26 protein-coding genes are annotated in these 23266 nt (G+C 66.1%); 16 read left to right on the top strand and 10 right to left on the bottom strand.

Features of this window, described 5'->3' with window-relative positions; translation table 11 throughout:
* Window positions 1-189 precede the first annotated feature (189 nt).
* The 3 genes from SMD10_RS16700 (at window position 190) to SMD10_RS16690 (ending at window position 3118) form a co-directional block, all read left to right on the top strand.
* Window positions 190-390: a hypothetical protein gene (locus SMD10_RS16700; RefSeq protein WP_331686866.1), complete on the top strand. Its 201-nt coding sequence runs from the start codon at window positions 190-192 to the stop codon at window positions 388-390.
* On the top strand, window positions 387-644 hold the full coding sequence (locus tag SMD10_RS16695) for a ParE family toxin-like protein (RefSeq protein WP_331686865.1): 258 nt from the start codon (window positions 387-389) through the stop codon (window positions 642-644). Before SMD10_RS16700 ends, SMD10_RS16695 begins: the two co-directional genes overlap by 4 nt.
* Window positions 645-1978: 1334 nt before the next feature.
* On the top strand, window positions 1979-3118 hold the full coding sequence (locus tag SMD10_RS16690; protein WP_331686863.1) for a fumarylacetoacetate hydrolase family protein: 1140 nt from the start codon (window positions 1979-1981) through the stop codon (window positions 3116-3118).
* Between the two features lie 10 nt (window positions 3119-3128).
* On the opposite strand, the gene SMD10_RS16685 is transcribed toward SMD10_RS16690, so the two are convergent.
* Window positions 3129-3659, bottom strand: coding sequence for a hypothetical protein (locus tag SMD10_RS16685; protein ID WP_331686862.1), 531 nt, complete (start codon window positions 3657-3659; stop codon window positions 3129-3131).
* Between the two features lie 322 nt (window positions 3660-3981).
* Here SMD10_RS16685 and SMD10_RS16680 point away from each other — a divergent pair, with 322 nt between their 5' ends.
* Window positions 3982-5388 carry a sodium:proton antiporter gene (locus SMD10_RS16680; protein ID WP_331686915.1) on the top strand — a complete coding sequence of 469 codons (1407 nt, stop codon included), beginning with the start codon at window positions 3982-3984 and terminating at the stop codon, window positions 5386-5388.
* Window positions 5389-5480: 92 nt separating this feature from the next.
* Here the strand turns inward: SMD10_RS16680 and SMD10_RS16675 are convergent, their stop codons facing one another.
* Entirely contained in the window at window positions 5481-5618 is a 138-nt protein-coding gene (locus tag SMD10_RS16675; RefSeq protein ID WP_331686861.1) for a hypothetical protein, read from the bottom strand.
* Between the two features lie 63 nt (window positions 5619-5681).
* On the bottom strand, window positions 5682-6500 hold the full coding sequence (locus SMD10_RS16670) for a class I SAM-dependent DNA methyltransferase (RefSeq protein WP_331686860.1): 819 nt from the start codon (window positions 6498-6500) through the stop codon (window positions 5682-5684).
* Between the two features lie 376 nt (window positions 6501-6876).
* Between SMD10_RS16670 and SMD10_RS16665 the strand changes: the two genes are divergently transcribed.
* Window positions 6877-7092 (top strand): cold-shock protein, encoded by a 216-nt coding sequence (locus tag SMD10_RS16665; RefSeq protein WP_331686859.1) that lies wholly within the window; start codon window positions 6877-6879, stop codon window positions 7090-7092.
* Between the two features lie 422 nt (window positions 7093-7514).
* Window positions 7515-8414, top strand: a complete 900-nt coding sequence (locus SMD10_RS16660; RefSeq protein WP_331686858.1) for a BA14K family protein — start codon at window positions 7515-7517, stop codon at window positions 8412-8414.
* Between the two features lie 31 nt (window positions 8415-8445).
* Here SMD10_RS16660 and SMD10_RS16655 read toward each other — a convergent pair whose 3' ends face one another.
* From SMD10_RS16655 to SMD10_RS16645, 3 genes are all read right to left on the bottom strand, one after another.
* Window positions 8446-9087, bottom strand: a complete 642-nt coding sequence (locus tag SMD10_RS16655) for an MBL fold metallo-hydrolase (RefSeq protein ID WP_331686857.1) — start codon at window positions 9085-9087, stop codon at window positions 8446-8448.
* A gap of 148 nt (window positions 9088-9235) precedes the next feature.
* A complete protein-coding gene (locus tag SMD10_RS16650) occupies window positions 9236-9913 on the bottom strand; it encodes an HD domain-containing protein (protein ID WP_331686856.1) in 678 nt (225 codons plus the stop codon).
* 173 nt (window positions 9914-10086) lie between these two features.
* On the bottom strand, window positions 10087-10989 hold the full coding sequence (locus tag SMD10_RS16645) for a branched-chain amino acid aminotransferase (protein ID WP_331686855.1): 903 nt from the start codon (window positions 10987-10989) through the stop codon (window positions 10087-10089).
* Between the two features lie 212 nt (window positions 10990-11201).
* On the opposite strand from SMD10_RS16645, the gene SMD10_RS16640 reads away from it, so the two are divergent.
* From SMD10_RS16640 to SMD10_RS16630, 3 genes are read left to right on the top strand one after another with little or no spacing between them, the layout of a single operon-like run.
* Window positions 11202-11759, top strand: coding sequence for a MarR family winged helix-turn-helix transcriptional regulator (locus tag SMD10_RS16640; RefSeq protein ID WP_331686914.1), 558 nt, complete (start codon window positions 11202-11204; stop codon window positions 11757-11759).
* Window positions 11746-12471 (top strand): response regulator transcription factor, encoded by a 726-nt coding sequence (locus tag SMD10_RS16635; protein WP_331686854.1) that lies wholly within the window; start codon window positions 11746-11748, stop codon window positions 12469-12471. The genes SMD10_RS16640 and SMD10_RS16635 overlap by 14 nt, the downstream gene beginning before the upstream one ends.
* Before the next feature lie 45 nt (window positions 12472-12516).
* Window positions 12517-13920 (top strand): ATP-binding protein, encoded by a 1404-nt coding sequence (locus SMD10_RS16630; RefSeq protein ID WP_432757263.1) that lies wholly within the window; start codon window positions 12517-12519, stop codon window positions 13918-13920.
* 66 nt (window positions 13921-13986) lie between these two features.
* Here the strand turns inward: SMD10_RS16630 and SMD10_RS16625 are convergent, their stop codons facing one another.
* The 4 genes from SMD10_RS16625 to SMD10_RS16610 all read right to left on the bottom strand — a co-directional run bounded on the left by SMD10_RS16625 (window position 13987) and on the right by SMD10_RS16610 (window position 16260).
* On the bottom strand, window positions 13987-14343 hold the full coding sequence (locus SMD10_RS16625) for a tRNA-binding protein (RefSeq protein WP_331686852.1): 357 nt from the start codon (window positions 14341-14343) through the stop codon (window positions 13987-13989).
* A 4-nt stretch (window positions 14344-14347) separates the two neighbouring features.
* Window positions 14348-15163, bottom strand: coding sequence for a pyrroline-5-carboxylate reductase (gene proC / locus SMD10_RS16620; protein ID WP_331686851.1), 816 nt, complete (start codon window positions 15161-15163; stop codon window positions 14348-14350).
* Between the two features lie 4 nt (window positions 15164-15167).
* Complete coding sequence (locus tag SMD10_RS16615) at window positions 15168-15668, bottom strand: type III secretion system chaperone family protein (RefSeq protein WP_331686850.1); 501 nt, start codon at window positions 15666-15668, stop codon at window positions 15168-15170.
* Between the two features lie 322 nt (window positions 15669-15990).
* Window positions 15991-16260, bottom strand: coding sequence for an accessory factor UbiK family protein (locus tag SMD10_RS16610; RefSeq protein ID WP_331686849.1), 270 nt, complete (start codon window positions 16258-16260; stop codon window positions 15991-15993).
* Between the two features lie 168 nt (window positions 16261-16428).
* Here SMD10_RS16610 and lgt point away from each other — a divergent pair, with 168 nt between their 5' ends.
* The 7 genes from lgt (at window position 16429) to SMD10_RS16575 (ending at window position 23157) form a co-directional block, all read left to right on the top strand.
* Window positions 16429-17319, top strand: a complete 891-nt coding sequence (gene lgt / locus SMD10_RS16605) for a prolipoprotein diacylglyceryl transferase (RefSeq protein ID WP_331686848.1) — start codon at window positions 16429-16431, stop codon at window positions 17317-17319.
* Entirely contained in the window at window positions 17316-18431 is a 1116-nt protein-coding gene (locus tag SMD10_RS16600) for a class I SAM-dependent methyltransferase (protein ID WP_331686847.1), read from the top strand. The genes lgt and SMD10_RS16600 overlap by 4 nt, the downstream gene beginning before the upstream one ends.
* Before the next feature lie 31 nt (window positions 18432-18462).
* The gene (gene pgeF, locus SMD10_RS16595; protein WP_331686846.1) at window positions 18463-19269 is read left to right on the top strand and encodes a peptidoglycan editing factor PgeF; all 807 of its coding nucleotides are present in this window, start codon (window positions 18463-18465) and stop codon (window positions 19267-19269) included.
* 9 nt (window positions 19270-19278) lie between these two features.
* Window positions 19279-20430 carry a M24 family metallopeptidase gene (locus SMD10_RS16590; RefSeq protein ID WP_331686845.1) on the top strand — a complete coding sequence of 384 codons (1152 nt, stop codon included), beginning with the start codon at window positions 19279-19281 and terminating at the stop codon, window positions 20428-20430.
* A gap of 171 nt (window positions 20431-20601) precedes the next feature.
* Window positions 20602-21306, top strand: coding sequence for a hypothetical protein (locus tag SMD10_RS16585; RefSeq protein WP_331686844.1), 705 nt, complete (start codon window positions 20602-20604; stop codon window positions 21304-21306).
* A 247-nt stretch (window positions 21307-21553) separates the two neighbouring features.
* Complete coding sequence (locus SMD10_RS16580) at window positions 21554-22486, top strand: ribose-phosphate pyrophosphokinase (RefSeq protein ID WP_331686843.1); 933 nt, start codon at window positions 21554-21556, stop codon at window positions 22484-22486.
* A 323-nt stretch (window positions 22487-22809) separates the two neighbouring features.
* Entirely contained in the window at window positions 22810-23157 is a 348-nt protein-coding gene (locus SMD10_RS16575; RefSeq protein WP_331686842.1) for a DoxX family protein, read from the top strand.
* The last annotated feature ends 109 nt before the right edge of the window (window positions 23158-23266 follow it).

Genomic DNA, 23266 nt, shown 5'->3' with positions numbered 1-23266 from the left:
ACGCCTACGAAGAAGGCGACGTGCCAGAAATGCCGCCGGAGGCCGGAGAAGACGGACGACAAGTGGCGGTAACGTGAGCGCTTCCCTTTGGTCCCTCATCCCGGCCCAAAGCCGGGATGACGAGGGCGCGGTAGAAAAACCGTAGGCATGCGGTCATACTAACGCAGATGACCGCATGGAGACCACGCCATGACCCGGCTTGAGAAGATCGAGAAAGACATCGTAGGCCTGACCGCTGACGAGTTCGCCCGCTTCCGCGAATGGTTTGAGGATTACGACGCCACGCGTTTCGATGCGCGGATCGAGCGTGACGCAGAAACCGGCAAGCTGGATTCGCTGGCGGACGAAGCCCTCGCCGATTTCCGCGCCGGCAAATCTCGACCGTTGTGAACCATCATGCCACCCTGGCCTTTTGGCGCGCCTACGACTCTCTGCCAGCTCCGATCAGGACATCGGCCGACCGCTGTTTTAAACGTCTGAAGGCCGAGCCGTTTCATCCATCGCTGCATTTCAAATCTGTTGGCCGCTTCTGGTCCGTGCGTGTGGGACTGCGCTATCGGGCTCTCGCGGTCCGTACTGGCGACGACATCATCTGGTTCTGGATTGGCAGCCATGCCGAATACAACCGTCTATTGCAAGGCTGATTGGCGGTAGACTGTGCCTTCAGCCGCTCCTCTCGCTCCAGCGCGAGCGCGTCCGTAAAAAGCTCCTACGAGGACGAGTCGGACCAGAAGCGCCGCCGACCGAAGAAGACAGGCCGACCGGGGCGGTAATGTTTAGCACCTGCCTCCTTGATCCCTCATCCTGAGCCTGTCGAAGGGCGAGGGATCAAGGCTCCAGCCTGCGCTGGCTGGGGGGCGCCGAGCGTCCCTCGTGGTTCGACAGGCTCACCATGAGGGGCTGGTGTCACCGTCGCCCGCAACAAAAGAAATCCCCGCCCTCCATTCCCGCCCCTATCATCCCGTCACCGCTGGTCCACGAATGGGCACGGACGATCGCCGGGATCGGTCGGGGGCCAAGCGGGCGGGTCCGGGTGCGGCTCCTTCCGGAGGAGTGGCAAACGGACGGGACGGACCGAGCCTGCCTTCCGAGATTCTGCGGGGAAGGCGGCGCGCCGCTGGCCCGGAGGTCGTACTCCCCCCGGCGGCAGCCAGAGCCAGTCCCGCGCGTTTGCAGGCGCAGGGCGGTGAAGGGTTCGGCGGAGCGAGGGCAGCGAGAGCCCGCGCGCGTCTCGATCAAACCCCGCGCGGAACGCCGGAGGCGGACCGTAACAATACCATCATTCGGAGGGTCGGCCTCCGGCGTTCCGCCGTCCCATCGGACAGCATCGAGATCAACGAAGCAAAAGAGGAAGGGAGAGACGGACAGCGGAAAGAATGCCCCAGCCGGCCGCGCACGCGCCGCCGGGCGCTTTGGCGCGTCCCTATCCCCAGGGCGTCATCCTCGGCCACCGTGCCGAGGATCCAGCGACGCCGTATCCACTGCCGCTGGGGCGGGACCAGCAGCCACGGCGTCCGGTGGCAAATGTCGCAAAGTCTGGATCCTCGGGACGGAGCCCGATGACGAAGAAGTGGCCGAGGATGACGAAGAAGGTGAAGGCCAGCGGGAGACTTCCAGCCGCCCACGCGGCGCCAGGCGCCTCGGCGCGTCCCTTTCCCGAGGGCGTCATCCCGGCCTTGAGCCGGGATCCATTCCAAGCCCGTCGAACCGCCGCAGCGGCGGAGGCCCGGCCTGATGTTGGCCGATGGTGGCGACGGAAGCGCAGAGGCGTGGATCCCGGCTCAAGGTCGGGACGACGCGGCGGAGGGGTGGCGAGACAAGCGTCGGCCGGGATTGCTGCGCCGGTTGCGCACGCGGCAGCAGCCGTTAGGTCCGTCGACTCCACCCTTCGCCACGCGTCTCGCCGATCGCCCTGGCAACCGGCGCGAAACCGGGTAATTTGTTTCTCTTCTTATTCGAGTTTTGGGGGGGGGGGAGCATGATCGACGAGACGTCCGGAACCTGGCTTGGCCGCGTCTGGCTGCCTGAGGCGGTGGGACCTGCGGTGGTGACGCTGCGCGACGGCCAGGTGGTCGACATCACGGCGCGCGCCGCGCCGACGGTGCGCGACGTCTGCGAGATGGACGATCCGGCGGCTTATGTGCGCGCCGCGCCCGGCCGGCCGCTCGGCTCGATCGACGACGTGGCGGCGGGCCGGCCGGGCGATCCGACGCGTCTGCACTTCCTCGCGCCCTGCGACCTGCAGGCGGTCAAGGCCTGCGGCGTCACCTTCGCCCGCTCCATGGTCGAGCGGGTCATCGAGGAGAAGGCGGAGGGCGATCCGCATCGCGCCGAGGCGATCCGCCGGCGCGTCGCCGGACTGATCGGCGATTCGCTGCGCAACATCCGCGCCGGCTCGGAGCAGGCCGCCGAGGTCAAGCGCGCGCTGATCGCCGAGGGGCTGTGGTCGCAATATCTGGAGGTCGGCATCGGCCCGGATGCCGAGGTGTTTTCCAAGGCGCAGCCGCTGAGCGCGGTCGGGCCGGGCGCCGAGGTCGGGCTGCATCCGATCTCGCACTGGAACAATCCGGAGCCCGAGATCGTGCTGGCGGTGGCCTCCACCGGGCGGATCGTCGGCGCCACGCTCGGCAACGACGTCAATCTGCGCGATGTCGAGGGGCGCTCGGCGCTGCTCCTGCCCAAGGCCAAGGACAACAACGCCAGCGCCGCGATCGGCCCGATGATCCGGCTGTTCGACGATCGCTTCACGCTCGACGACGTGCGCAGAGCCGAGCTGACGCTGGAGGTCGAGGGCGCCGAGGACGGCTATCGGCTGACCGGCCATTCGTCGATGGCGGAGATCAGCCGCGATCCGGAGGATCTGGTGGCCCAGACGCTCGGCCGCCACCACCAGTATCCGGACGGGCTGATGCTCTATCTCGGCACGCTGTTCGCGCCGATCGAGGATCGCGACGTGCCGGGCGAAGGCTTCACCCACAAGCTCGGCGACCGGGTGACGATCTCGGCGCCGGGCCTGGGCACGCTGACCAACACGGTGCGGCTGTCGACGGACTGCCCGGAATGGACCTTTGGCGCGCGCGCCCTGATGACCAATCTGGCGGCGCGCGGTCTGCTTTGAGCGTCTCGCTCTACCGGGCCGTGCGGCCGTCGCGGCGGTAGTCGTAGCCGTCGGCAAAGCCGCCCGGCGGCTCGTTCGGCGACCACCAGGGGCCGGGGCCGAGATGACGGCGATCCTCGCGCCAATTCCAGCCGCCCTGCGGCTCCGGCGGCTCGCGACGCCAGCGCGGATCGCGGCGGTCCCACCGATCGCGGTCGTCCCGGCGACCGTGACGCCAGTCGTCCCGGTCGCTCCAGCGCTCGTCGTCCCAGCGGTCCCAGTCGCCGTCGCGATCATAATCCCGATCGCCGTCGTCGGCCCAGTCGTCGCGGCGATCCGGCCCGTCGTCGCCGCGCCGGTAGCGGTCGCGATTGCGGAACATGTCGCGCCGGTCGGTCTGGTTGTCGTGGTTCTCCAGCAACCGGCGGATCGACCTGGCGCGCGGCAGGATCTCGTTGGTGGAGGCCGGCGGCGCGATTTCCGCGCCGTCGCCCGAACTTTGCGCCAGGCCGGGAGCCGCTGCCGCGAGCAGCAGGCCAAGGGCCAGAAGAATTCGCATCATGAAGCCGCTCCTCTCGGTCGTCATCCCCTAAGGTAAGGTCTTCCACCGGCTTCGCCCAACAGGTTTCCGATTCATCGTTAGCGCAAAGCGCACCATCCGGGTTGCGGGCGGCGGCTTGCCGCAGCGCAGCATCGCGCGCTTGCGTCCCATCCCATGCCCGCCTACACAGTGCGCCGGGAGGAGACGGAAGATCTCTCGGACGTAGAATTAGGCAGGCGGTCGCATGGTGTCTTCGATTGTGTGTTGCGTGCGGAGGCCCACGGCCCGATTGCGCCGATGGGGAGCGCGGCTCCCGCAAATCCTGTGTCTCGCCCTGCCGCTGATGCTGCTTCTGATCGCGCCGTCCTTCGCGCAGGAGGCGGAGGCCGCGCACGAAGCGGGCCTGAACGGCGCCGAGCTGGGCGTCGCCTGGGCGCTTCCCTTTGTCGGCATCCTGTTGTCGATCGCCCTCTTTCCGCTGCTCGCCCCGCATTTCTGGCATCATCATTTCGGCAAGGTGGCGGCGGTGTGGGCCCTGGTCTTCCTCGTCCCCTTCGCCATGACCTACGACATGGACCTGGTGGTGCACGAGGTCGCCCATATGGGCCTGCTCGACTACGTGCCCTTCCTGATCCTGCTCGGCGCGCTGTTCACCATCGCCGGCGGCATTCTGATCACCGGCAACCTGCACGGCCGGCCGCGCTTCAACGTCGCCTTCCTGGCGGTCGGCGCGGTGCTCGCCTCCGTGGTCGGCACGACCGGCGCTTCGATGGTGCTGATCCGGCCGGTGCTGCGCGCCAATGACGGCCGCCGCCACAACGTCCACGTCGTGGTGTTCTTCATCTTCCTGGTGTCGAACATCGGCGGCTCGCTGACGCCGCTGGGCGATCCGCCGCTGTTCCTGGGCTATCTGCGCGGCGTCGACTTCTTCTGGACCACCATCCACATGGCCTCCGAGATGGCGTTCTGCACGGTCCTGCTGCTCGGCCTGTTCTGGCTGATCGATCGCCAGCTCTACAATCACGACGCCGACTTCCGCGGCATGTACGATCCGACGCCCGATACCGGAAAGATCGGCATCGAGGGCAAGATCAACATCCTCCTGCTCCTGGTCGTGGTCGGCGGCGTGCTGATCTCCGGCACCTGGCATCCGGGCGTCAGCTACCACCTGCTCGGCATCGAGCTGGAATTGCAGGACATCGCGCGCGACGTCGTCCTGGTTCTCGCCGCGCTCGTCTCTCTGGCCGTGACGCCCAAGGGGGTGCGGGCCCGCAACGGCTTCGAATGGGGGCCGATCACCGAGGTGGCCAAGCTGTTCGCGGCGATCTTCGTGACCATCATTCCGGTGATCGCCATGCTGCGGGCGGCCCATGACGGCGCTTTCGCGCCGCTGGTGGCCCTGGTGAGTCAGCCGGACGGCAGGCCGATCAACGCCATGTACTTCTGGACCACCGGCGTGCTGTCGTCGTTCCTCGACAACGCGCCGACCTATCTGGTGTTCTTCAACCTCGCCGGCGGCGATGCCCAGCACCTGATGGGCCCCCTCGCCCACACGCTCGCGGCAATCTCGTGCGGCGCCGTGTTCATGGGCGCCAACTCCTATATCGGCAATGCGCCGAACTTCATGGTGAAGTCGATCGCCGAGGGTGCCGGCGTGAAGATGCCTTCGTTCTTCGGCTACATGGCCTGGTCGGTGGGCATTCTGGTGCCGCTGTTCCTGCTCGTCACCCTGGTGTTCTTCCTATTCTGACGAGCGGATCGGTTCAGGCCGCCGACCATTCGATGGCCCGCGCAGTCGCCGACTGCGCGGGCCATCGCTTTTTAAAGCTCGGGTCTTGAGGGTCAGTCGCGCGGCACTGCCTGATCCATCATGTCGGCATTCTTCAGCCAGGGATCATTCGGCCGGATCGGCTTGTTGATCTCCGACAGGCAGCTCGAAAGAGCCAGGGCCAGAATGGCAAGAACGACGGCACGACGCATGGAGCACCTCATTGAAACGCAGCGGTAGGATTGGTGTCGACCAAACCCGGCGGATGCATGGCCCTACCCCGCCTTTCTCGCAATCACCAAATGCCCGGGCACCGGCTCACCCTCTTCCAGCCGCACGGTGATCGGCTCCAGCGACAGAACCGCGAAACCGTGGGCGGCGAGCTGGTCGCGGACATAGGCCTCGGCATGGGCGAAGCGCTGGTGCGGCCCGACCATGAAGGCACGGCCGGCCAGATCGGCCTCCGGGAGCGTCTCGGAGGAAAACCCCCAAACCCCGTTCGGGTTGAGCCGCCGCGCGACGCCGCCGAACAGACCCTCCAGGCTGCCGAGATAAGGCAGCACGTCGGTCGCCACGATCAGATCCCACGGCTCTTCTTCGTCGCACTCCTCCAGGAATCCGACCGCATCGCCGACGAAAAGCTCGTCATAGACGTCCTTTTCGTGCGCCGCCTCGACCATGGCCTCTGACAGGTCCAGGCCGGCTACCTCTTCGCAAAGGTCGCGCAGCATCTCGCCCGACAGGCCGGTGCCGCAGCCGAGATCGAGCATGCGCCGGTAGGGACCGGCCGCGACCTGCCTCAGCCGCTCGCTCAGGAGCCCCGGCACGCCATAGCCGAGTTGATCCACCAGAATGTTTTCGAAGTCGCCGGCATGCTGGTCGAACAACATGGCGACATAGGCCTCCGGCGCCCGATCCGGCGCCTCGCCCAGCCCGAGCGAGGCCAGCCGGACCGCGGCGCCGCCCCGGTCTTCCGGATCGAGCGCCAGGCATTTGCGATAGCCGTCCGCGGCCTGTTCGCGGCGTCCGGCCTTTTCGTCCGCCAGGGCCCGATTATAGGCCCGCGCCAGTGCGGCTTCGTCGATTTTGCTCATCGGGCGTCGGTCCGGGGCGGCAGTGCCACGGGATCCGAAAAGCCGCATCGCCCTGGCCGAATTCCTAAAATCTTTTCCATATCAGTCACTTATTACCCACTACCCGCAACGTATATCCGCCTTCGAACAGTAAATTTGGCCATCCACGAAAACTTTCACTTGCAAAGCAAGGTCGGAAATAGCAATCATTTTAGTGTTCGGGCAATTCCACGGACGTGGTGAAACTGGAAGACTGGCGGATCGGGGGCGCTGATAATCCTCGAAGCGGGTGTGCGAGCAACCGCGATTGAACGGCTCCTTTCCCTGCAACTTGAGACTTGCCTGCCACCGCCGCCAATGGCGGACCATTGATTGCTGAAGGGGAAAGGGTTCCCGCATGTCGCAGACCGGTACGGTCAAATTCTTCAACACCGAGAAGGGCTTTGGATTCATCAAGCCCGACAACGGTGGCGCCGATATCTTCGTCCACATCTCCGCCGTACAGGCGTCTGGCCTGCCGGGCCTGACGGAAAATCAGAAGGTCGCCTTCGACACCGAGCCGGACAAACGCGGCAAGGGTCCCAAGGCGGTCAATCTCGAACTCGCCGACTAAGCCGCTGGCGGCGTCCAGGCTGCCAAAACAGCCGATCGGCGCCAGCGAACGAACGGCAGTCTGACTGCCGAGATCTGTCATGATCAGAACCCCGTTCAGCAGTGCTAGCGGGGATTTTGTCGTGGGCGAAACGCAGGCGGCCTTGTCGACGCAGCCGGTGTCGATTTGAACGGCTCGATCGTTGTCGAGCGTGCCGTCGTTTCCTCTTTTGGCGCCGTATCCGCCATCGCCGATGCGGCTTCGTTGCAAAGCCGACGCGCTATTTTGCCTCACCTTCGAGCCCGATGGGCGCGGCTCAATCCTCCCCAAAACACAGCCAAGCGGCCTCTGTCGATATTAACCATTTCTTCATCTCGAACTGGCCAGCCATGCCTGCCCACGTTAAGTCAGGTTAACAAAGACTTAACAGGGTGGATGACGCCATGCTCCGGGTGCTTGCCGCAGCATCGGCTGCGGTTGCAGCCCTTTCCCTGACAGTCTGCGCCCCGGCTGCGGCCGGCGAGCGGGGCGGCCTGGGAGAGGCTTTTGCCGTTGCGGCCCACGCCAGCGCGAATTCCTATGTTCGCACGGTGCGTCCCGGCTCACGCTGGGTAACCTCGGCCGGCGTCCGCGCGATTCCGCACGGCCGGACCAGTTTCTGGGACCAACCCCGACCGCCCGTCTCGGTCAAAAGCAGAGGCTCCTTCACGACGATTCGAAGCCATCGGCCGGATGTCGTGGTCTATCGCCATACCTTGCAGCCCGTGGTGATCGTCCAGCCCGGCAGTCCGGCGGAGGGCGGCATCGCCTATCGCGGTGTCGACGAGGGCGACTGGTCGCCGATCCTCGGAGCCCCGGTCCCGCAGGACGAGACGACCTATCGGGGCGGTGGCCCCAAGTTCATCGATGTCGAATCGGAGCGGCTCGACCGCCGGCCGATCGGCCCCGACGGCATCGACGTGATGAGCGTCGGCGGCGCCAAGATCATTCGCATCGCGCCGGGCTATCGCCGCAGCGAGCATCAGGCGGCCATCGAACGCCCCGAACCGATGCCGGTTTCGACCCGTGCGCCGGCACCGGCACGGGCGCCGTCACCGAGCGAAAGCGCTCCGGACGCCGTGCCGACCCCTCTGCCCGCACCTTATCGGCCGCCGGTGGTCCAGAAGGAGCCGTCGGCGGAGATGCCCGCCGAGACCACGGCCGGCAACGCTTCGGAAGCCTGGCTGGAGCCCTGGTCGCTGGAATGGCGCGAGCGTTGCGCCGAGCTTCACTCGAGCTTCGACCCGGACCTCGGCACCTACAGGGACGAGACCGGACGGCGTCGGTTCTGCACGGGCGGATAAGGCCGCGCTCGACGGCCAAGCGAATCGCGGACTACAGCAGGAAGGGATTGGTGCGGCGTTCATCGCCCAGCCGGCTGCCCGGTCCGTGGCCGCAAAGAAAGCCGACATCGTCGCCGAGCGGCAGCACCTTGTCCTTGATCGAGCGGATCAGCGCCGCATGGTCGCCGCCGGGCAGGTCCGTGCGGCCGATCGAACCGGCGAACAGCACGTCACCGGCATGCAGAAAGCGCGCGGCACGATCGAAGAACACCACGTGCCCCGGCGCGTGGCCCGGACAATGCAGCACCTCGAAACGGTGCGGCCCCAATTCCAGCATCTCGCCCTCGGTCAACCAGCAATCCGGCAAGACGTTGCGATAGCCGCCGCCGACCCCGAACATGCGGGCCTGATCCTCGATGCCGTCGAGCAGAAACCGGTCCGCCTCGTGGGGGCCGGTGATGGGCACGCCGAGATGCTCCTTGAGATCAGCCGCGCCACCGGCATGGTCGATATGGCCATGGGTGAGCCAGATCCCCTCGATCCGCACGCCGACCTCGGCGATCGCAGCTTCGATCAGATCGACATCGCCGCCGGGATCGACCACGACGCCGATCTTCTGCTCGTCGTCGAACAGGATGCAGCAGTTCTGCTGGAAGGGCGTGACCGGAACGATCCGGGCGTTCAGTTGGCCCATGGCAGGCTCCCTAAGGGCGACCAAGATGGTGTTCGCGGCTCGTGCTACCGCGCGAGCCGAGCTTTGTCAGCGCTCTTTTGCGGAAAGACCTCGTGCGGCAAGGATACGGCGCCACACCAAGGAGGCTCCTTTGGTCGCGTAAAGCGGTTCACGGCGCAGCGCCGATCTCGTCCCACAAGCCGTCGAGAAACGCCCGCAGCCGCTGCAGACGGGCCTCGGACATCCGCGCGCCCGTCGCCGTCTTGAACCCCTCGCCCAGCCGCAGCAGTTTGGTCTCGAAGTGGTCGGCCGCGAAACGGTCGTCATAAGGACGGCTGCGGGCCGTCGGGTCCTGCGGATCGTAGATGGCGTGCCCCAGACGTCCGGCGATGTAGAAACAGCGTGCGATGCCGATCATGCCGATCGCGTCGAGCCGGTCGGCATCCCGCAGGATCATCGCCTCCAGGCTTTCGGGCTCGATGCCGGCGGAAAAGCTGTGGGCTTCTATGGCGTGAACCACCGCGGCGATCCGCTCCTGCGCCCACCCCTGCCTTTCGAGCAGCGACGCGGCGTGCGCGGCAGCGAGGCGCGACGCCTGGGAGCGCCGAGGCGAGTCCTTTTCCACCGCGACGCAATCGTGAAGAAGCACAGCGGCGAGCAGGATCTCGGCATCGCCGCCCTCTTCTGCCTGGATGCGAGACGCGTTTCTCCAGACCCGCTGCAAATGCCCGACATCGTGCGCCCCGTCGCCGCCATCGAAACCGGTATGGGGAAGCAGAAACGCGGCCAGGGATTCCTGGGGAGAGAAGGCGGAGCCGTCGAATTCAATGTCCCCGGTTTGGCTCATTGCGCGACATCTCCATTCGGTTTCATCCGATCAGCGCGCCACGCGCGGCTCGAAGCCAGAATCGGTGGTCGCGGCACACGATACAAGAAAGGCCGGGGAGGATCCCCAGCCTTTCGATTTCCGTTCGCCGACCACGGGCGCTCGACGCGGCCCCGGACAAAGGCGCAGGCGGCTTATTCCGCCGCGGCAGCCGCGGCCTGCTTGGGCTGAACCTCGGCCGAATAGTCGTCCATCATCCGCCGGCTGATCGCGCCCGGCGTGAAGCGGTGGGGACCGATCTCGGAAACGGGCGTCACTTCAGCCGCCGTGCCGGTGAGGAAACATTCCTCGAAGGCGTCCAGTTCCTCCGGCATGATCGCCCGCTCGTGCACCGGGATACCGCGCCGCTTGGCCAGTTCGATCACCGTCTGCCGGGTGAGGCCGTTGAGGAAGCAGTCCGGATCGGGCGTGTGGATCGCGCCGTCCTTGACGAAGAAGATGTTGGCGCTGGTCGCCTCGGCCACGCGGCCGCGCCAGTCCAGCATCATCGCGTCGGAATAGCCCTTCGCCTCGGCCGCGTGCTTGGAGATGGTGCAGATCATATAGAGGCCGGCGGCCTTGGCGCGGGCCGGCGCGGTGCGCGGATCGGGGCGGCGATACTCGGCGATGTCCAGCCGGATGCCCTTCATCCGCTCTTCGATGCTGCCGTAATAGGCCGGCCATTCCCAGATCGCGATGGCGAGATTGATCTTGTTGTGCTGAGCCGAAACGCCCATCATCTCGCTGCCGCGCCAGGCGACCGGCCGGACATAGGCGTCGGAGAAGCCCTGGCGCACCAACAGCTCCTTGCAGGCCGCGTCGATCTCGTCGGCCGAATAGGGAATCTGGAAACCCAGGGCGTGACCGGACGCAATCAGACGATCGGTGTGCTGACGCAGCTTGAAAATCTCGCCGCCGTACGCCTTTTCGCCTTCGAATACGCTGCTGGCGTAGTGCAGTCCGTGGGTGAGCACATGGACCTTGGCATCCTTCCAGGCGACGAACTCGCCATTGAACCAGATTTGCCCGTCCAGTTGATCGAATGAAACGCTGCTCATGGATTTCGTTGCGCCTGAAGCGCTCTCCCTTCACCGACGATGCGGCTTTTCGTGTTTCCGAGGCCTGACATTGATGATCGCCCGCTCTACAGGCTGGACCGCGGAGCCTTATCATGGACCGGCCGGACGGGCGGAGTTGCCGACCCTGTTCCAACGGCCATGTTTAGGTGTAACAATAAACCCGATATACGTCAACAGTGCTGACCTATTTGATGGATGTTCCGGTCAACAAGCCTTGTCAGGCGGATCTTGTCGTGCGTGAGCCGCTCAACTCCGACGAGGACATCGATTTCCGCCTGATCGAGCTGCTCTTTTTCGCCTATCGCGATTTCACCGGCGATGCCGACGTGATCCTCGAGCGCTATGGTTTCGGGCGTGCGCACCATCGCGTGCTGCATTTCGTCAACCGCGATCCCGGCATGACGATCGCCGACCTCCTCGATCTCTTGCAGATTACCAAGCAGTCGCTGTCGCGCGTGCTGCGCCAGCTCATCGAAGGCGATTTCATCGCCCTGCAGCCGGGGACCGAGGACCGCCGCCAGCGGCGCCTCTATCCGACGTCGAAGGGCCGCGCTCTCACGCTGGAGCTGTCGCGCGCGCAGGTGAGGCGGATCGACGCCGCGCGGGCGGCCTGCGAGACCGCTCGTGCCGGCTTCGACCTGGCATCGGTGTCCAGCTTCCTCTTCCAGATGTCGGTCGAGACCGCATCGACCCGGAGCTGGTTCGACAAGAAGGGCATCGACGGAAAGGCTGACGATGAGCAACGTTGAGTTCGATACGCACGGCCGCGCCCTGCCCTGCCTGGACGACGCACCGCATCTCCTCATCATCGACGACGACCGGCGCATCCGCACCCTGTTGTCGCGCTTCCTGTCCGAACGGGCGTTTCGCGTCTCCACCGCCGCCGACGCCGCGGAGGCTCGCAAAATCCTGAGCGGGCTGCACTTCGATCTGCTGATCGTCGACGTGATGATGCCGGGCGAAAGCGGCCTAGAGCTTGTGCGCAGCCTGAACGGCAGTCTGGACACGCCGGTGCTGATGCTCACCGCCCGGTCCGAGACCGAGCAACGTATCGAGGGGCTGGAGGCCGGCGCCGACGACTACCTGCCCAAGCCGTTCGACCCGCGCGAACTGCTGCTGCGGATCAACAACATCCTGAGACGGGGAGCACAGCAGCCGATCCAGAAGGTCGAGCATGTGCGTTTCGGCCCGTTCACCTTCTCGCTGTCGCGGCGCGAACTGAAGCGCAGCAACGACCTCATTCGCCTGACCGAGCGCGAGCAGGAGATCATGGCGCAGTTCGCCGAGAAGGCGGGCGAAACGATCCCGCGGCAGGACCTTCTCGGCGACGAAAGCGAGGTCGGCGAGCGCACCGTGGACGTTCAGATCAACCGGCTGAGGCGCAAGATCGAAGCCGATCCCGCCAACCCGCTCTGGCTGCAGACGGTGCGCGGCATCGGATACCGCCTCAACATCGACTGAGCGCCGGCGATGACGTTGCTCGACCGCATCCGTTCGGGCGCGCGGATGCCGCAGTGGCTGCCGCGACCGACATGGCCGCGCCGACTGCCGCGCATCAAGATCTGGCGCGGCCCGCTCAAGCACGTGCCGCGGCGGATTTCGCGTGCCTTGCCGAAGGGCCTCTATCCGCGCTCGCTCATCATCATCATCGCGCCGATGGTGCTGCTGCAGTCGGTCACCGCCTACGTCTTCATGGAACGCCACTGGCAGATGGTGACGGAGCGCCTGTCGACGGCGGTGGTGCGCGACATCGCCGGCATCATCGACGTGATCGACAGCTATCCCCAGGGCGGCGACTTTTCCCAGATCACGCGCATCGCGCGCCAGCGATTGAATCTCAACATCGCGGTGCTTCCGCTGGAGCCGCTGCCGGCGCCGGCGCCCAAGCCCTTCTTCGACATCCTCGACGGCATTCTGAGCGACGAGATCGCCGACCAGATCAACCGGCCGTTCTGGATCGACACGGTGGGCAATTCCAAGCTGGTCGAAATCCGCATCCTGCTCGACAACCATCTGCTGCGCGTCTTTGCCCGGCGCAGTTCGGCCTATGCCTCCAATACCCAAATCTTCCTGGGCTGGATGGTGGGCACCTCGCTGGTGCTGCTGGCCATCGCGATCCTGTTCCTGCGCAATCAGATCCGGCCGATCCAGAAGCTCGCGCAAGCCGCCGAGGGCTTCGGGCGCGGCCAGCCGATGCCGCCCGACTTTCGCCCGCGCGGCGCCTCGGAGGTGCGGCGGGCGTCGCTGGCCTTCATCCAGATGCGCGACCGCATCGAACGCCAGATGGAGCAGCGCACGGCGATGCTGACCGGCGTCAGCCACGATCTGCGGACCATCCTCACGCGCTTTCGCCTGCAGCTCGCGCTCATCGGCAACGAGGAGGACCAGCGCGAGCTGAACGAGGACATCGACGAGATGCAGCGGATGCTCGAAGGCTATCTGGCCTTCGCCAAGGGCGAGAGCGGCAGCGAGGAGGACGTCGCCGAGATCGATCTGGAGCGCACCTTTGCCCGCTTCGAAACCGAGGGACAACTGAAGAACAAGCGGGTCACGACCGATATCGTCGGCGATCCCCGCATCGTGGCACGTCCCGATGCGTTTTCGCGGCTGCTCGGCAATCTTGTCGCCAACGCCATGCGGCACGGCGACCACGTCTCGATCACCGCCAAGCACGAGGGACGCTGGCTGACGATCACGGTGGAGGATGACGGCCCGGGCATCGCACCGGAAAGCCGCGAAGAGGTGTTCAAGCCCTTCGTGCGCCTCGACAGCGCGCGCAACATCGATGCCGGCGGCACCGGACTGGGGCTCGCGATCGCCCGCGACATCGCCCGGTCGCACGGCGGCGACGTTCTCCTGTCAGATTCCGTTCTCGGCGGGCTCAGGGCGATGGTGCGCATTCCGGCCTGACCGGATAGAAGGCGGGTCTCGCGGGGGTATTGTCCCGAAGGTCTGAAGCGATCGGGCGTCAGGCGTTTAGAAGAGCCGCCCGCCGTTCGGCACCGGCTTGGTCGGCTGGAGCAGCACGACCTCGCCGGCTTCATCCGGTACGCCGAGCGTCAGCACCTCCGACATCATCGGCCCGATCTGGCGCGGCGGGAAATTCACCACGGCCATCACCTGCCGACCGACGAGGTCGTCCGGCGAATAGTGAACGGTGATCTGCGCCGAGGACTTTTTCACTCCGATCGGCGCGCCGAAGTCGATCGTCAGCCGATAGGCGGGCTTGCGCGCCTCGGGAAACGGTTCGGCCGAAACGATGGTGCCGACCCGCACGTCGACCTTGAGAAAATCGTCGAAGCCGATCCGGGCCGCAGGTTCCTTGCCGGCCATGCCGCTATTCCTTCGACAGGGCTTCGGCCCGATCGCGGGCCGCGGCGACCGCCCGCTTCATCAACGGCTTCAGACCGTCGCCGGCCATCAGCACATCGAGCGCCGCCTGGGTCGTGCCGTTGGGCGAGGTCACGTTCTGCCGCAGCTTGGCGGGTGGTTCGTCCGAACGCATCATCAACTCGCCGGCGCCAGCGACCGTATGACGTGCGAGCCGCATGGCGAGATCACGATCGAGGCCGAGCGCCTCGCCCGCCTCGGCCATCGCCTCGGCCAGAAGGAACACATAGGCTGGGCCGCTGCCGGAGACGCCGGTGACGGCGTCGATCAGCGCCTCGCTCTCCACCCACTCGACGGCGCCGCTGCCCGACAACAGGAGGTCGGCGACCGCCCGCTGGTCTGCGCTGACGCGGGGATTGGCATAGCAGCCGGTGATGCCCCGGCCGATCAGCGCCGGAGTGTTCGGCATGGCGCGCACGATCGGCCGTTCGCCCAGGTGACTTTCGATGAAGGACACGGGCGTGCCCGCCGCGATCGACACGATCAGCGTCTTGGGCGAGAGCGCCGGGTCCAGATGCGGCAGCACCGACGCCATCATCTGTGGCTTGACGGCCAGAACCACGACGTCGAACCGCTCGGCCGGCACGCTTTGCAGGTGCCGCACACTCTTTTCCTCGACCAGAGGCCGCACGGCGTCGCCGAGCCTCGGGTCGACGATGGCGACGTCGGTCGCCGACACGCCCGCCGAGAGCCACCCCGCCAGGAGGGCACCGCCCATATTGCCGGCGCCCAAGAGCAGAACGGATCCCGTGGTGAGCGGCATCGGCTCAGGCCTCTCCGGCCGTCTCGAACATGGCGCACGTCATTGCCTGCTCGGCGCTCTTGTCGGCCCACACGACGAACTGGAAGGCGGGGAAATAACGCTCGGAGCATTCCAGGGCGCAGGCGAGCAGCCGCTCGGCCTGCTCGCTGGTCGGCTGCACGCCGCCCGACAGGAGCAGCGAATGGCGGAACATGATCGCGCCTTCATGCGGCCAGAGGTCGAAGTGGCCGATCAAAAGCTGCTCGTTGATCCGCGCGAGCAGCCGCAGGACTTCCACCTGCCGCGCCTGCGGCACCTTCATGTCGAAGGCGCAGGCCAGATGCAGCGACTCGCATTCCTCGAGCCAGGAAAAGGAGACGGAATAGTCCGCCCAGTGGCCGGTGACCGCCAGGGCGATCTCGTCCTCGCCCGACCGCTCGAAGGACCACTCGCGATTGGAGGCGACCCATTCCACGACATCCACCGGGTTGGCGAGACGTTGTTCGTGGACTTGATGAAGATTCATGAAGGACCTGCTGTTTCCTCGTGCCGCGTTGCAGGCCGATCCGTCCGCCGCTCGAACCAGACCAGCCCGGGCGCCCCTTCCGGAAAGAAGGAGCGCCCGCCTCGGGAGGTCCGTCCGCCGCGACGAATCACCCTTGAAAATCAGTCTATAGGGCCGGATTCTTCGCGCTAAGGGGGGAGCAGAATTTATTAACGTTTTCGTGCCAGGGGCAGGAAACCCGGCAAAGCTGTCGCCGCGTAAGCGATTCAACAACAAGGATTTCCGCCGCATGATTCCGGCGGAGAAGCCTTGGGAAAACCTGTGGATTACTTGTGGAGACCGCCTAGGACGCCGGTGCCTGGGCCTCGAGTTTGGCCTCGAGTTCGCTGACCCGAACCTTCAGCGCCTCGTTTTCGGCGCGTGCCTTCATCGCCATGTCACGCACGGCCTCGAATTCCTCGCGCTGGACGAGATCGAGCTGGTTGAGGAACCGTTCCCCCTGGGCCCGAAACAAGGTTTCCACCTCGCGTCGCACACCTTGAGCCGTCCCGGCCGCGTCGGTCATCATGCGGGCAAACTCGTCCAGCAAGCGGTTGGGGGCTCGGTCGGTCATGGGAGGGGCTCCAGTGATGGCGTTGGCTCGTCCTGACGTAGGCGCGAAGACCGCCCTTGGCAATGGCGCTAGGCGACGAGCGTTGCCGCCGACGGTGCTTGACCGGCCGGGTGCGGCAAGCCAAGGTCGCGCCGCTTTCGGGGGCACCCCAACGTTGAGCGAGACTTCATGACCGAGCTTTTTCCGCTCTCGATCCTCTCCTATCCCCAAATCGACCCCGTGTTTCTTCAGATCGGTCCGTTGGAGCTGCGCTGGTACGGGCTGGCCTATGTGGCGGGGATCCTGCTCGGCTGGCTCTACGGGCGCCGCCTGGCGAGCAACCCGCATCTCTGGCCGAACGGCGTCTCGCCGCTGACCGCGATCGACATCGACGACTTCATCCTGTGGATCACCGGCGGCATCGTCGTGGGTGGGCGGCTTGGATCGGTGCTGTTCTACGACCTGCCGCGCTACCTCGCCGACCCCCTGGAGATTTTCAGGGTCTGGGACGGCGGCATGTCCTTTCACGGCGGCCTGATCGGCGTGACGCTGGCCATAATCGCCTTCGCCTGGAAGCGAAGGCTGCCGCTGTTCAGCCTAATCGACGTGGTCGCCGCCTCGGTGCCGTTCGGCCTGTTCTTTGGCCGGATCGCCAACTTCGTCAATGGCGAGCTTTGGGGCGCTCCGAGCGATGCACCTTGGGCGATGGTGTTTCCGACCGGCGGGCCGGTGCCGCGCCATCCCAGCCAACTTTACGAAGCGCTGCTCGAAGGCGTGGTGCTCTTTCTGATTCTGCGGCTGCTGACCCATCGCTTCAAGATGCTGTCGCGGCCACGCTTCGTCGGCAGCGCCTTTGTCGGCCTCTATGCGGTCGCGCGCATTGCGGTCGAATTCTTCCGGATGCCGGACGCCCAGGTCGGATACCTCTATGGCACCGACTGGTTTACCCGCGGCATGGAGCTGTCGATCCCGATGCTGCTGATCGCCGTCTGGGGCATCGCCACCGCCAAGCCTCGCGCCTATGCGCCGCGCCCCTTGGCTGATGGCGAACCCTCCCGCTCCAAACAGGCCGAGCCGTGAGCGACCTGGCGCGGCGAATCGCGCAACGCATCCGCCGCGAGGGGCCGGTGCCGCTCGACACCTACTGGAACCTGGCGCTCTACGATCGCCGGGAGGGCTATTATACCAGCCATATGCCTTTCGGTCGCACCGGCGATTTCATCACCGCGCCGGAGGTCAGCCAGATGTTCGGCGAGCTTCTCGGCGCCTGGATGGTGGCGGCCTGGCATGGGCTCGGAACCCCTGCTCCCTTCGTTTTCGCCGAAATCGGTCCCGGCCGCGGCACGTTGATGGCCGACATGCTGCGCACCGTGCGGCAGATCGATCCGGCCTTTCTGCGAGCCGCACGCATCACACTCGTCGAGGTGAGCGACCGGCTGGCGGAGGTGCAGCGCACGACGCTGGAGCGCTTCGACCTGCCGGTCGCACGGGTGCGCACGCTGGCAGAGCTCGAAGCCGGCCCGCTGCTTCTGGTCGGCAACGAACTGTTCGATGCCTTGGCCATCCGCCAGTTCGTCCATGATGGCGAGGGCTGGCAGGAGCGGCGGATCACAGTGGCGGACGATGAGAGCTTCGCGTTCACCGCCTGTCCGCTACATCCCGAGGATCGCAGTCTGATCGAAGACCTGAGCGGTGCCCTGCCGGCTCCGGCGCCCGGAACGATCCTGGAGCTCGCGCCGGCGCGATGGCGGCTCGCCCAGGCAACGGCGGATCGGCTCAGGACCTCCGGCGGCGCCGCGCTGTTCATCGACTACGGCCATCCGGCGCCGGCCTATGGCGACACCTTGCAGGCCTTGCGCGGCCATCAGACCGCCGAGCCGCTGAACGATCCCGGCCAAGCCGACCTCACCAGCCATGTGGAGTTCGGCACGCTGGCGCGCATTTTTGCGGCGGCCGGCCTCGCGGTGGCGCCCCTGGCCGAACAGGGCCAATTTCTCTTCGACCTCGGCCTGCGGGAGCGCGCTTCGACGCTGGGAACCGGGCAGTCGAAGGCCGAGCAGGCCGCCATCGTTGCCGCCGCCGAGCGGCTGGCCGGCACCGGGCCAGGCCAGATGGGGCGCATCTTCAAGGTGCTGGCGGCCGCAACCCGGCCCTTGCCGCTGCCCCCCTTCCCCGCCGCGCTGCACGATTGACTTCGCCGCCGCACTCCACCACCATCGTGCGATGGACGTGCGGCGGCCCCAATCTCACTCCGACATCGTGGCGGACGATGTCGTCTGCGGCGAGACACTTGCCGGATGTGCGGGTGTTCGCCATGCTTTTTTCACCCGCCGCGGCGGCGTTTCCGACGGAATCTATCGCGGCCTCAACGTGGGGTTCGGATCGCGTGACGATCCCGACGCGGTGCGCGAAAATCGGAACCGGGCCGTCCGTTTTCTCCGCGCGGATCAGGATCTGGCGACACCCTGGCAGATCCATTCCGCCGAGGCGGTAATCGTCGACCGACCGTTCGGCGAGGAGTGGCCGCGCGCCGACGCGGTCGTCACCGCGACGCCGGGATTGCCGATCGGCGTGATCACCGCCGACTGCGGTCCCGTGCTCTTTGCGGACAGCAAGGCCGGCGTCGTCGGCGCCGCCCATGCCGGGTGGAACGGGGCGCTGAGCGGCATCCTGGAAGCGACGATCGAAGCGATGGAACACTGCGGCGCCAAGCGCGAGAACATCCAGTCCTGCCTCGGCCCCACGATCACGCAGCCGAGCTACGAGGTCTCGGCCGAGCGCGCGGAAACCTTCCTGGCCGTGGATCCGACCTATGGCCGGTTCTTCGCGGCGGGCCAAACATCCGACAAGCGGCAGTTCGACCTGCCCGGATTGATCCTGACACGACTCGCCGCCGCAGGGGTCGCGGCGAGCTTCGTCGATCGGTGCACCTATCTGGACGAGAGCCTGTTCTTCTCGTACCGACGCACCACTCATCGCGGCGAGCCCGACTACGGCCGGCAACTCTCCGCCATCATACTGAGCCCCTGAGGCACACCCATGCTCCATTTTGAAACCGACGAATTTGAACGAAGACGCGAACGCCTGCTCGCCGAGATGGCCGAGCGCAAGCTCGACGCCATGCTGCTTTTTGCGCAGGAGTCCATGTACTGGCTGACAGGCTACGACACCTTCGGCTTCCGTTTTTTCCAGTGCCTGCTGATCAAGGCCGATGGCGAGATGCGGCTGTTGACGCGCGCCGCCGACCTGCGCCAGGCTCGCCAGACATCCAATATCGAGACCATCGTCGTCTGGCACGACCGCAACAACGCCGAGCCCGCCATCTATCTCCGTGACATGGCGGACGAGATGGGCCTGCTGGGTGCGCGGATCGGCGTCGAATGGGGTACGCATGGTCTGACGGCCGCCAATGGACGCGGCGTCGAAAAGCGCCTCGGCTCGTTCGCGACCCTGATCGACGCGACAGACCTGATCCGCATGCTGCGCCTGACCAAGAGCCCGGCGGAGATCGCCTATATCCGCGAGGCGGCCGGCCTCGCCGACGACGCCTTCGAGGCAGCCCGGCCGCTGATCCGTCCCGGCGCCAACGAAGCCGAGATCCTCAACGCGCTGCAGAGCACCATCCTGGCGAAGGGTGGCGACTATCCGGCCAATCCGTTCATCGTGGGCTCCGGCCCGACCGCGCTGCTTTGCCGCTATACCTCCGGCCGCCGCACGCTCGACGACAACGACCAGCTCACCATGGAATGGGCCGGCGTCAAGGCGCACTACCACTCCGTGCTGATGCGCACGGTCATCGTCGGCCGGCCGACCGAGCGTCACCTGCAGCTCTATGCCGCAGCCCGCGAGGCGCTGACCGCCATCGAGGAGGTCATGCGGCCTGGCCACACCTTCGGCGACGTCTTCGACGCCCATGCCGCGGTGATGGAAGAGCACGAGCTGGTCCGCCACCGGCTTAGCGCCACGGGCTACTCGTTGGGCGCGCGCTACGCGCCGTCGTGGATGGACTGGCCGATGTTCGTCGCCGGAAACACGCAGGAAATCGTGCCGGACATGTGCCTGTTCGGCCATGTCATCATCATGGATTCCGACAGCGGGACGGCGATGACGCTGGGCCGCACCTATCTCACCACGGCGGGAGATCCCGAGCCTTTGTCCAAACTGCCGCTCGACCTGATCGTCGTCGGCTAGCGCCTGTCGGGCGCGACTGCCGGGCGATGTCGCCGCCAGGTTCGGCGACGTCGCGAACCGGCGACCGCCCGTCGACTCCCGATCTTAAGGTTTCCATGCAAAGCTGGTCCTATCGCGTTTAAGGCAGAGGCGCGCGCCGCCGACGCCCTGCCGAGAGGCCAGGGGATTGCCATGTCTTCGCAAGACTCCACCCGCCATCTGATCGCCCTTGCCGCCGCAGGGACCCTCGCGATGGCGGGCGGCTGCACCAGCATCGATCCGACCATGGGAATCGTGCCGCCGGCCGATATCGGTGGCCAGCCCGCCAGCAGCGCCCAGGCCTCGCCGCCGCCGCAAATGCAGGCGAGCCCGGCCCCGCAGGTCTCGCAAGGCCTGAGCCCGATGGCCAGCCCGCCACCCCAACAGCCTATGGCAGCAGCGCCCCAACCGGCCATGGCGACAGAGCAGCCCCTGTCGGCACCCCAGCCCCAGACACAGACCATGGCGGCCGCGCCGGCGATGCAGCCGGCCAGCGCGCTCTCGGTTCAGTTCCTGCCGGTCATCGGCGCCCCGCCGGAGCGGGTGGCACTTCTCTCCAGTGCGCTCTCGGCCCATGCGGCGGAAAATGGCGTCACCATCGTGCCGAACGACGCTCCATCGGCGTCCTATCGGCTCAAGGGATATCTGGCGGCCGTCAGCGCCGGATCGAGCACCACGGTCACCTACGTATGGGATGTGCTGGACGACTCCGGCGAGCGGGTCCGCCGGATTCAGGGCCAGGAAACGACGCCGGGCGCGGCCGACGACCCATGGTCCGTGGTCGGGGCACCGGTCTTCGATCAGCTCGCCGCCCAAACGTTTGGCGATCTGGCAAAATTCGCAGCCAGCCGAGGCTGACGGAGGGGGCCGGCCGCGGAAACGGCCGAGCAACGGGACGCGATTGCGTTCGCGCGCTCGGGAGATCCGTTTCGTGGTCGCGGCTCGAGTCCGGAGTGTCATCCCGGCGTCACACGGCCTTCGGCCGGAGGTCAGTGAAAACGATTCACGCACCCAATGCATAGCACCTTGAATCTCTTCGGAGGATGTTGCTAGAGCAACCCGCAGCGGTCCCGATCCGTTGGCCAGATTGATGAAGCGAGATGCGATGAAACTTTTTGCCGGCAACTCCAACCGCATTCTGGCCGAGGCGATCACCGGCTATCTCGATCTGCCGCTCGGACGGGCGCTGGTGCGGCGCTTCGCCGACCAGGAGATTTTCGTCGAGATCCAGGAGAATGTCCGCGGCGAGGACGTGTTCATCATCCAGTCGACGGCCTATCCCGCCAACGATCACCTGATGGAACTGCTCATCATGATCGACGCGACGCGGCGCGCCTCGGCCCGGCGCATCACGGCGGTGCTGCCCTATTTCGGCTATGCCCGCCAGGACCGGAAGGCGGGGGGACGCACGCCGATCTCGGCCAAGCTGGTCGCCAACCTGATCACCGAGGCGGGCGCCAACCGCGTCATGACGCTCGACCTCCATGCCGGGCAGATCCAGGGCTTCTTCGATATCCCGACGGACAATCTGTTCTCGGTGCCGCTGATCGCCCGCGACATCAAGGAGCACCACGACCTGTCCGCCCTGATGGTGGTCTCGCCGGACGTCGGCGGCGTGGTGCGCGCCCGCGCGCTTGCCAAGCGCATGGATGCGCAGCTCGCCATCGTCGACAAGCGCCGCGAAAAGCCGGGCGAATCCGAGGTGATGAACATCATCGGCGACGTCACCGGGCGCAACTGCATCCTGATCGACGACATCATCGATTCGGGCGGCACGCTCTGCAACGCCGCCGAAGCCCTCCTGGATGCGGGCGCGGAAAGCGTCACGGCCTATGTCACGCATGGCGTGCTCTCCGGCGGCGCGGTCGCGCGCATCTCGGCCTCCAAGCTTCGCGAGCTGGTGATCTCCGATTCCATCCAGCCGACCCAGGCGATCCTCGACGCGCCGAACATCCGCGTGATCACCACCGCCAATCTGTTGGGCGAGGCGATCGCCCGCACGGCCTCCGAGCGCTCGGTCTCCAGCCTGTTCGACTGATCGGGCGACAGCCCGACAGCCGGTTCTTCCACCCCTCGCCGCGATGGTCGGCGTGTGCTCGTGCGCGCGCCGGCCACGGCGCTTCCGCGCTTGCCGTGAAGCTCGGCATGCACTCCGCTCCCGACCACGAAGTCGGTGCATACCGCTTGGCATATAACTTGACTATTATACTCATAATATCGATAACAGCTCAGTCGAAGACGGCATCGGTCCTCGGCGCGGGACGACACGCGTGACGCGGTATCGAGGCTCCTGAAGCGCCGATGCCGGATCGACTTCGGGCTTCGTTCCGCTTGTCCCCGATCAGCAAGGATACCGAACCCATGTCACATGCCGTGGAGAACCCGCGCGACCGGCTCATCCTTCCGTTCATGAGCGGCTTCTACGAGAGCTTCGCCCAGCCTTTCGGCTGGCTCGTCTTCCGCCTGATCGTCGGCGCCATCCTGGTGATCGAAGGATGGCCGAAGATCGTCAACCCACTGGTGCAGACGGGCTTCGTCGAATCCATCGGCTTTCATCCCGGCTGGTTCTTCTCGCCGCTGCTGGCCGCGATCCAGGTGGTGGGCGGGGCCCTGATCGCCATCGGGCTGTGGACGCGGCCCGCGGCGCTCGCCAGCACGCTGATGCTGCTGGTGACCATCTGGTACCATCTCATACCGCTGAGCGGATGATCTGACTCTGGCGTGATTTGCGTGGCTTCGGCGACCGTGATTCCTTCGTACTAGATGCGACGAGGGAGATGCGGATGGCGTTGGAGATCAGCGACAGATATTCGGCAGG

The sequence above is a fragment of the Consotaella aegiceratis genome, assembly GCF_036541425.1.
Classification (GTDB): domain Bacteria; phylum Pseudomonadota; class Alphaproteobacteria; order Rhizobiales; family Rhizobiaceae; genus Consotaella; species Consotaella aegiceratis.
Note: the sequence above shows the minus strand (reverse complement) of the source record. Positions and strands in the feature narration are given on the sequence as shown.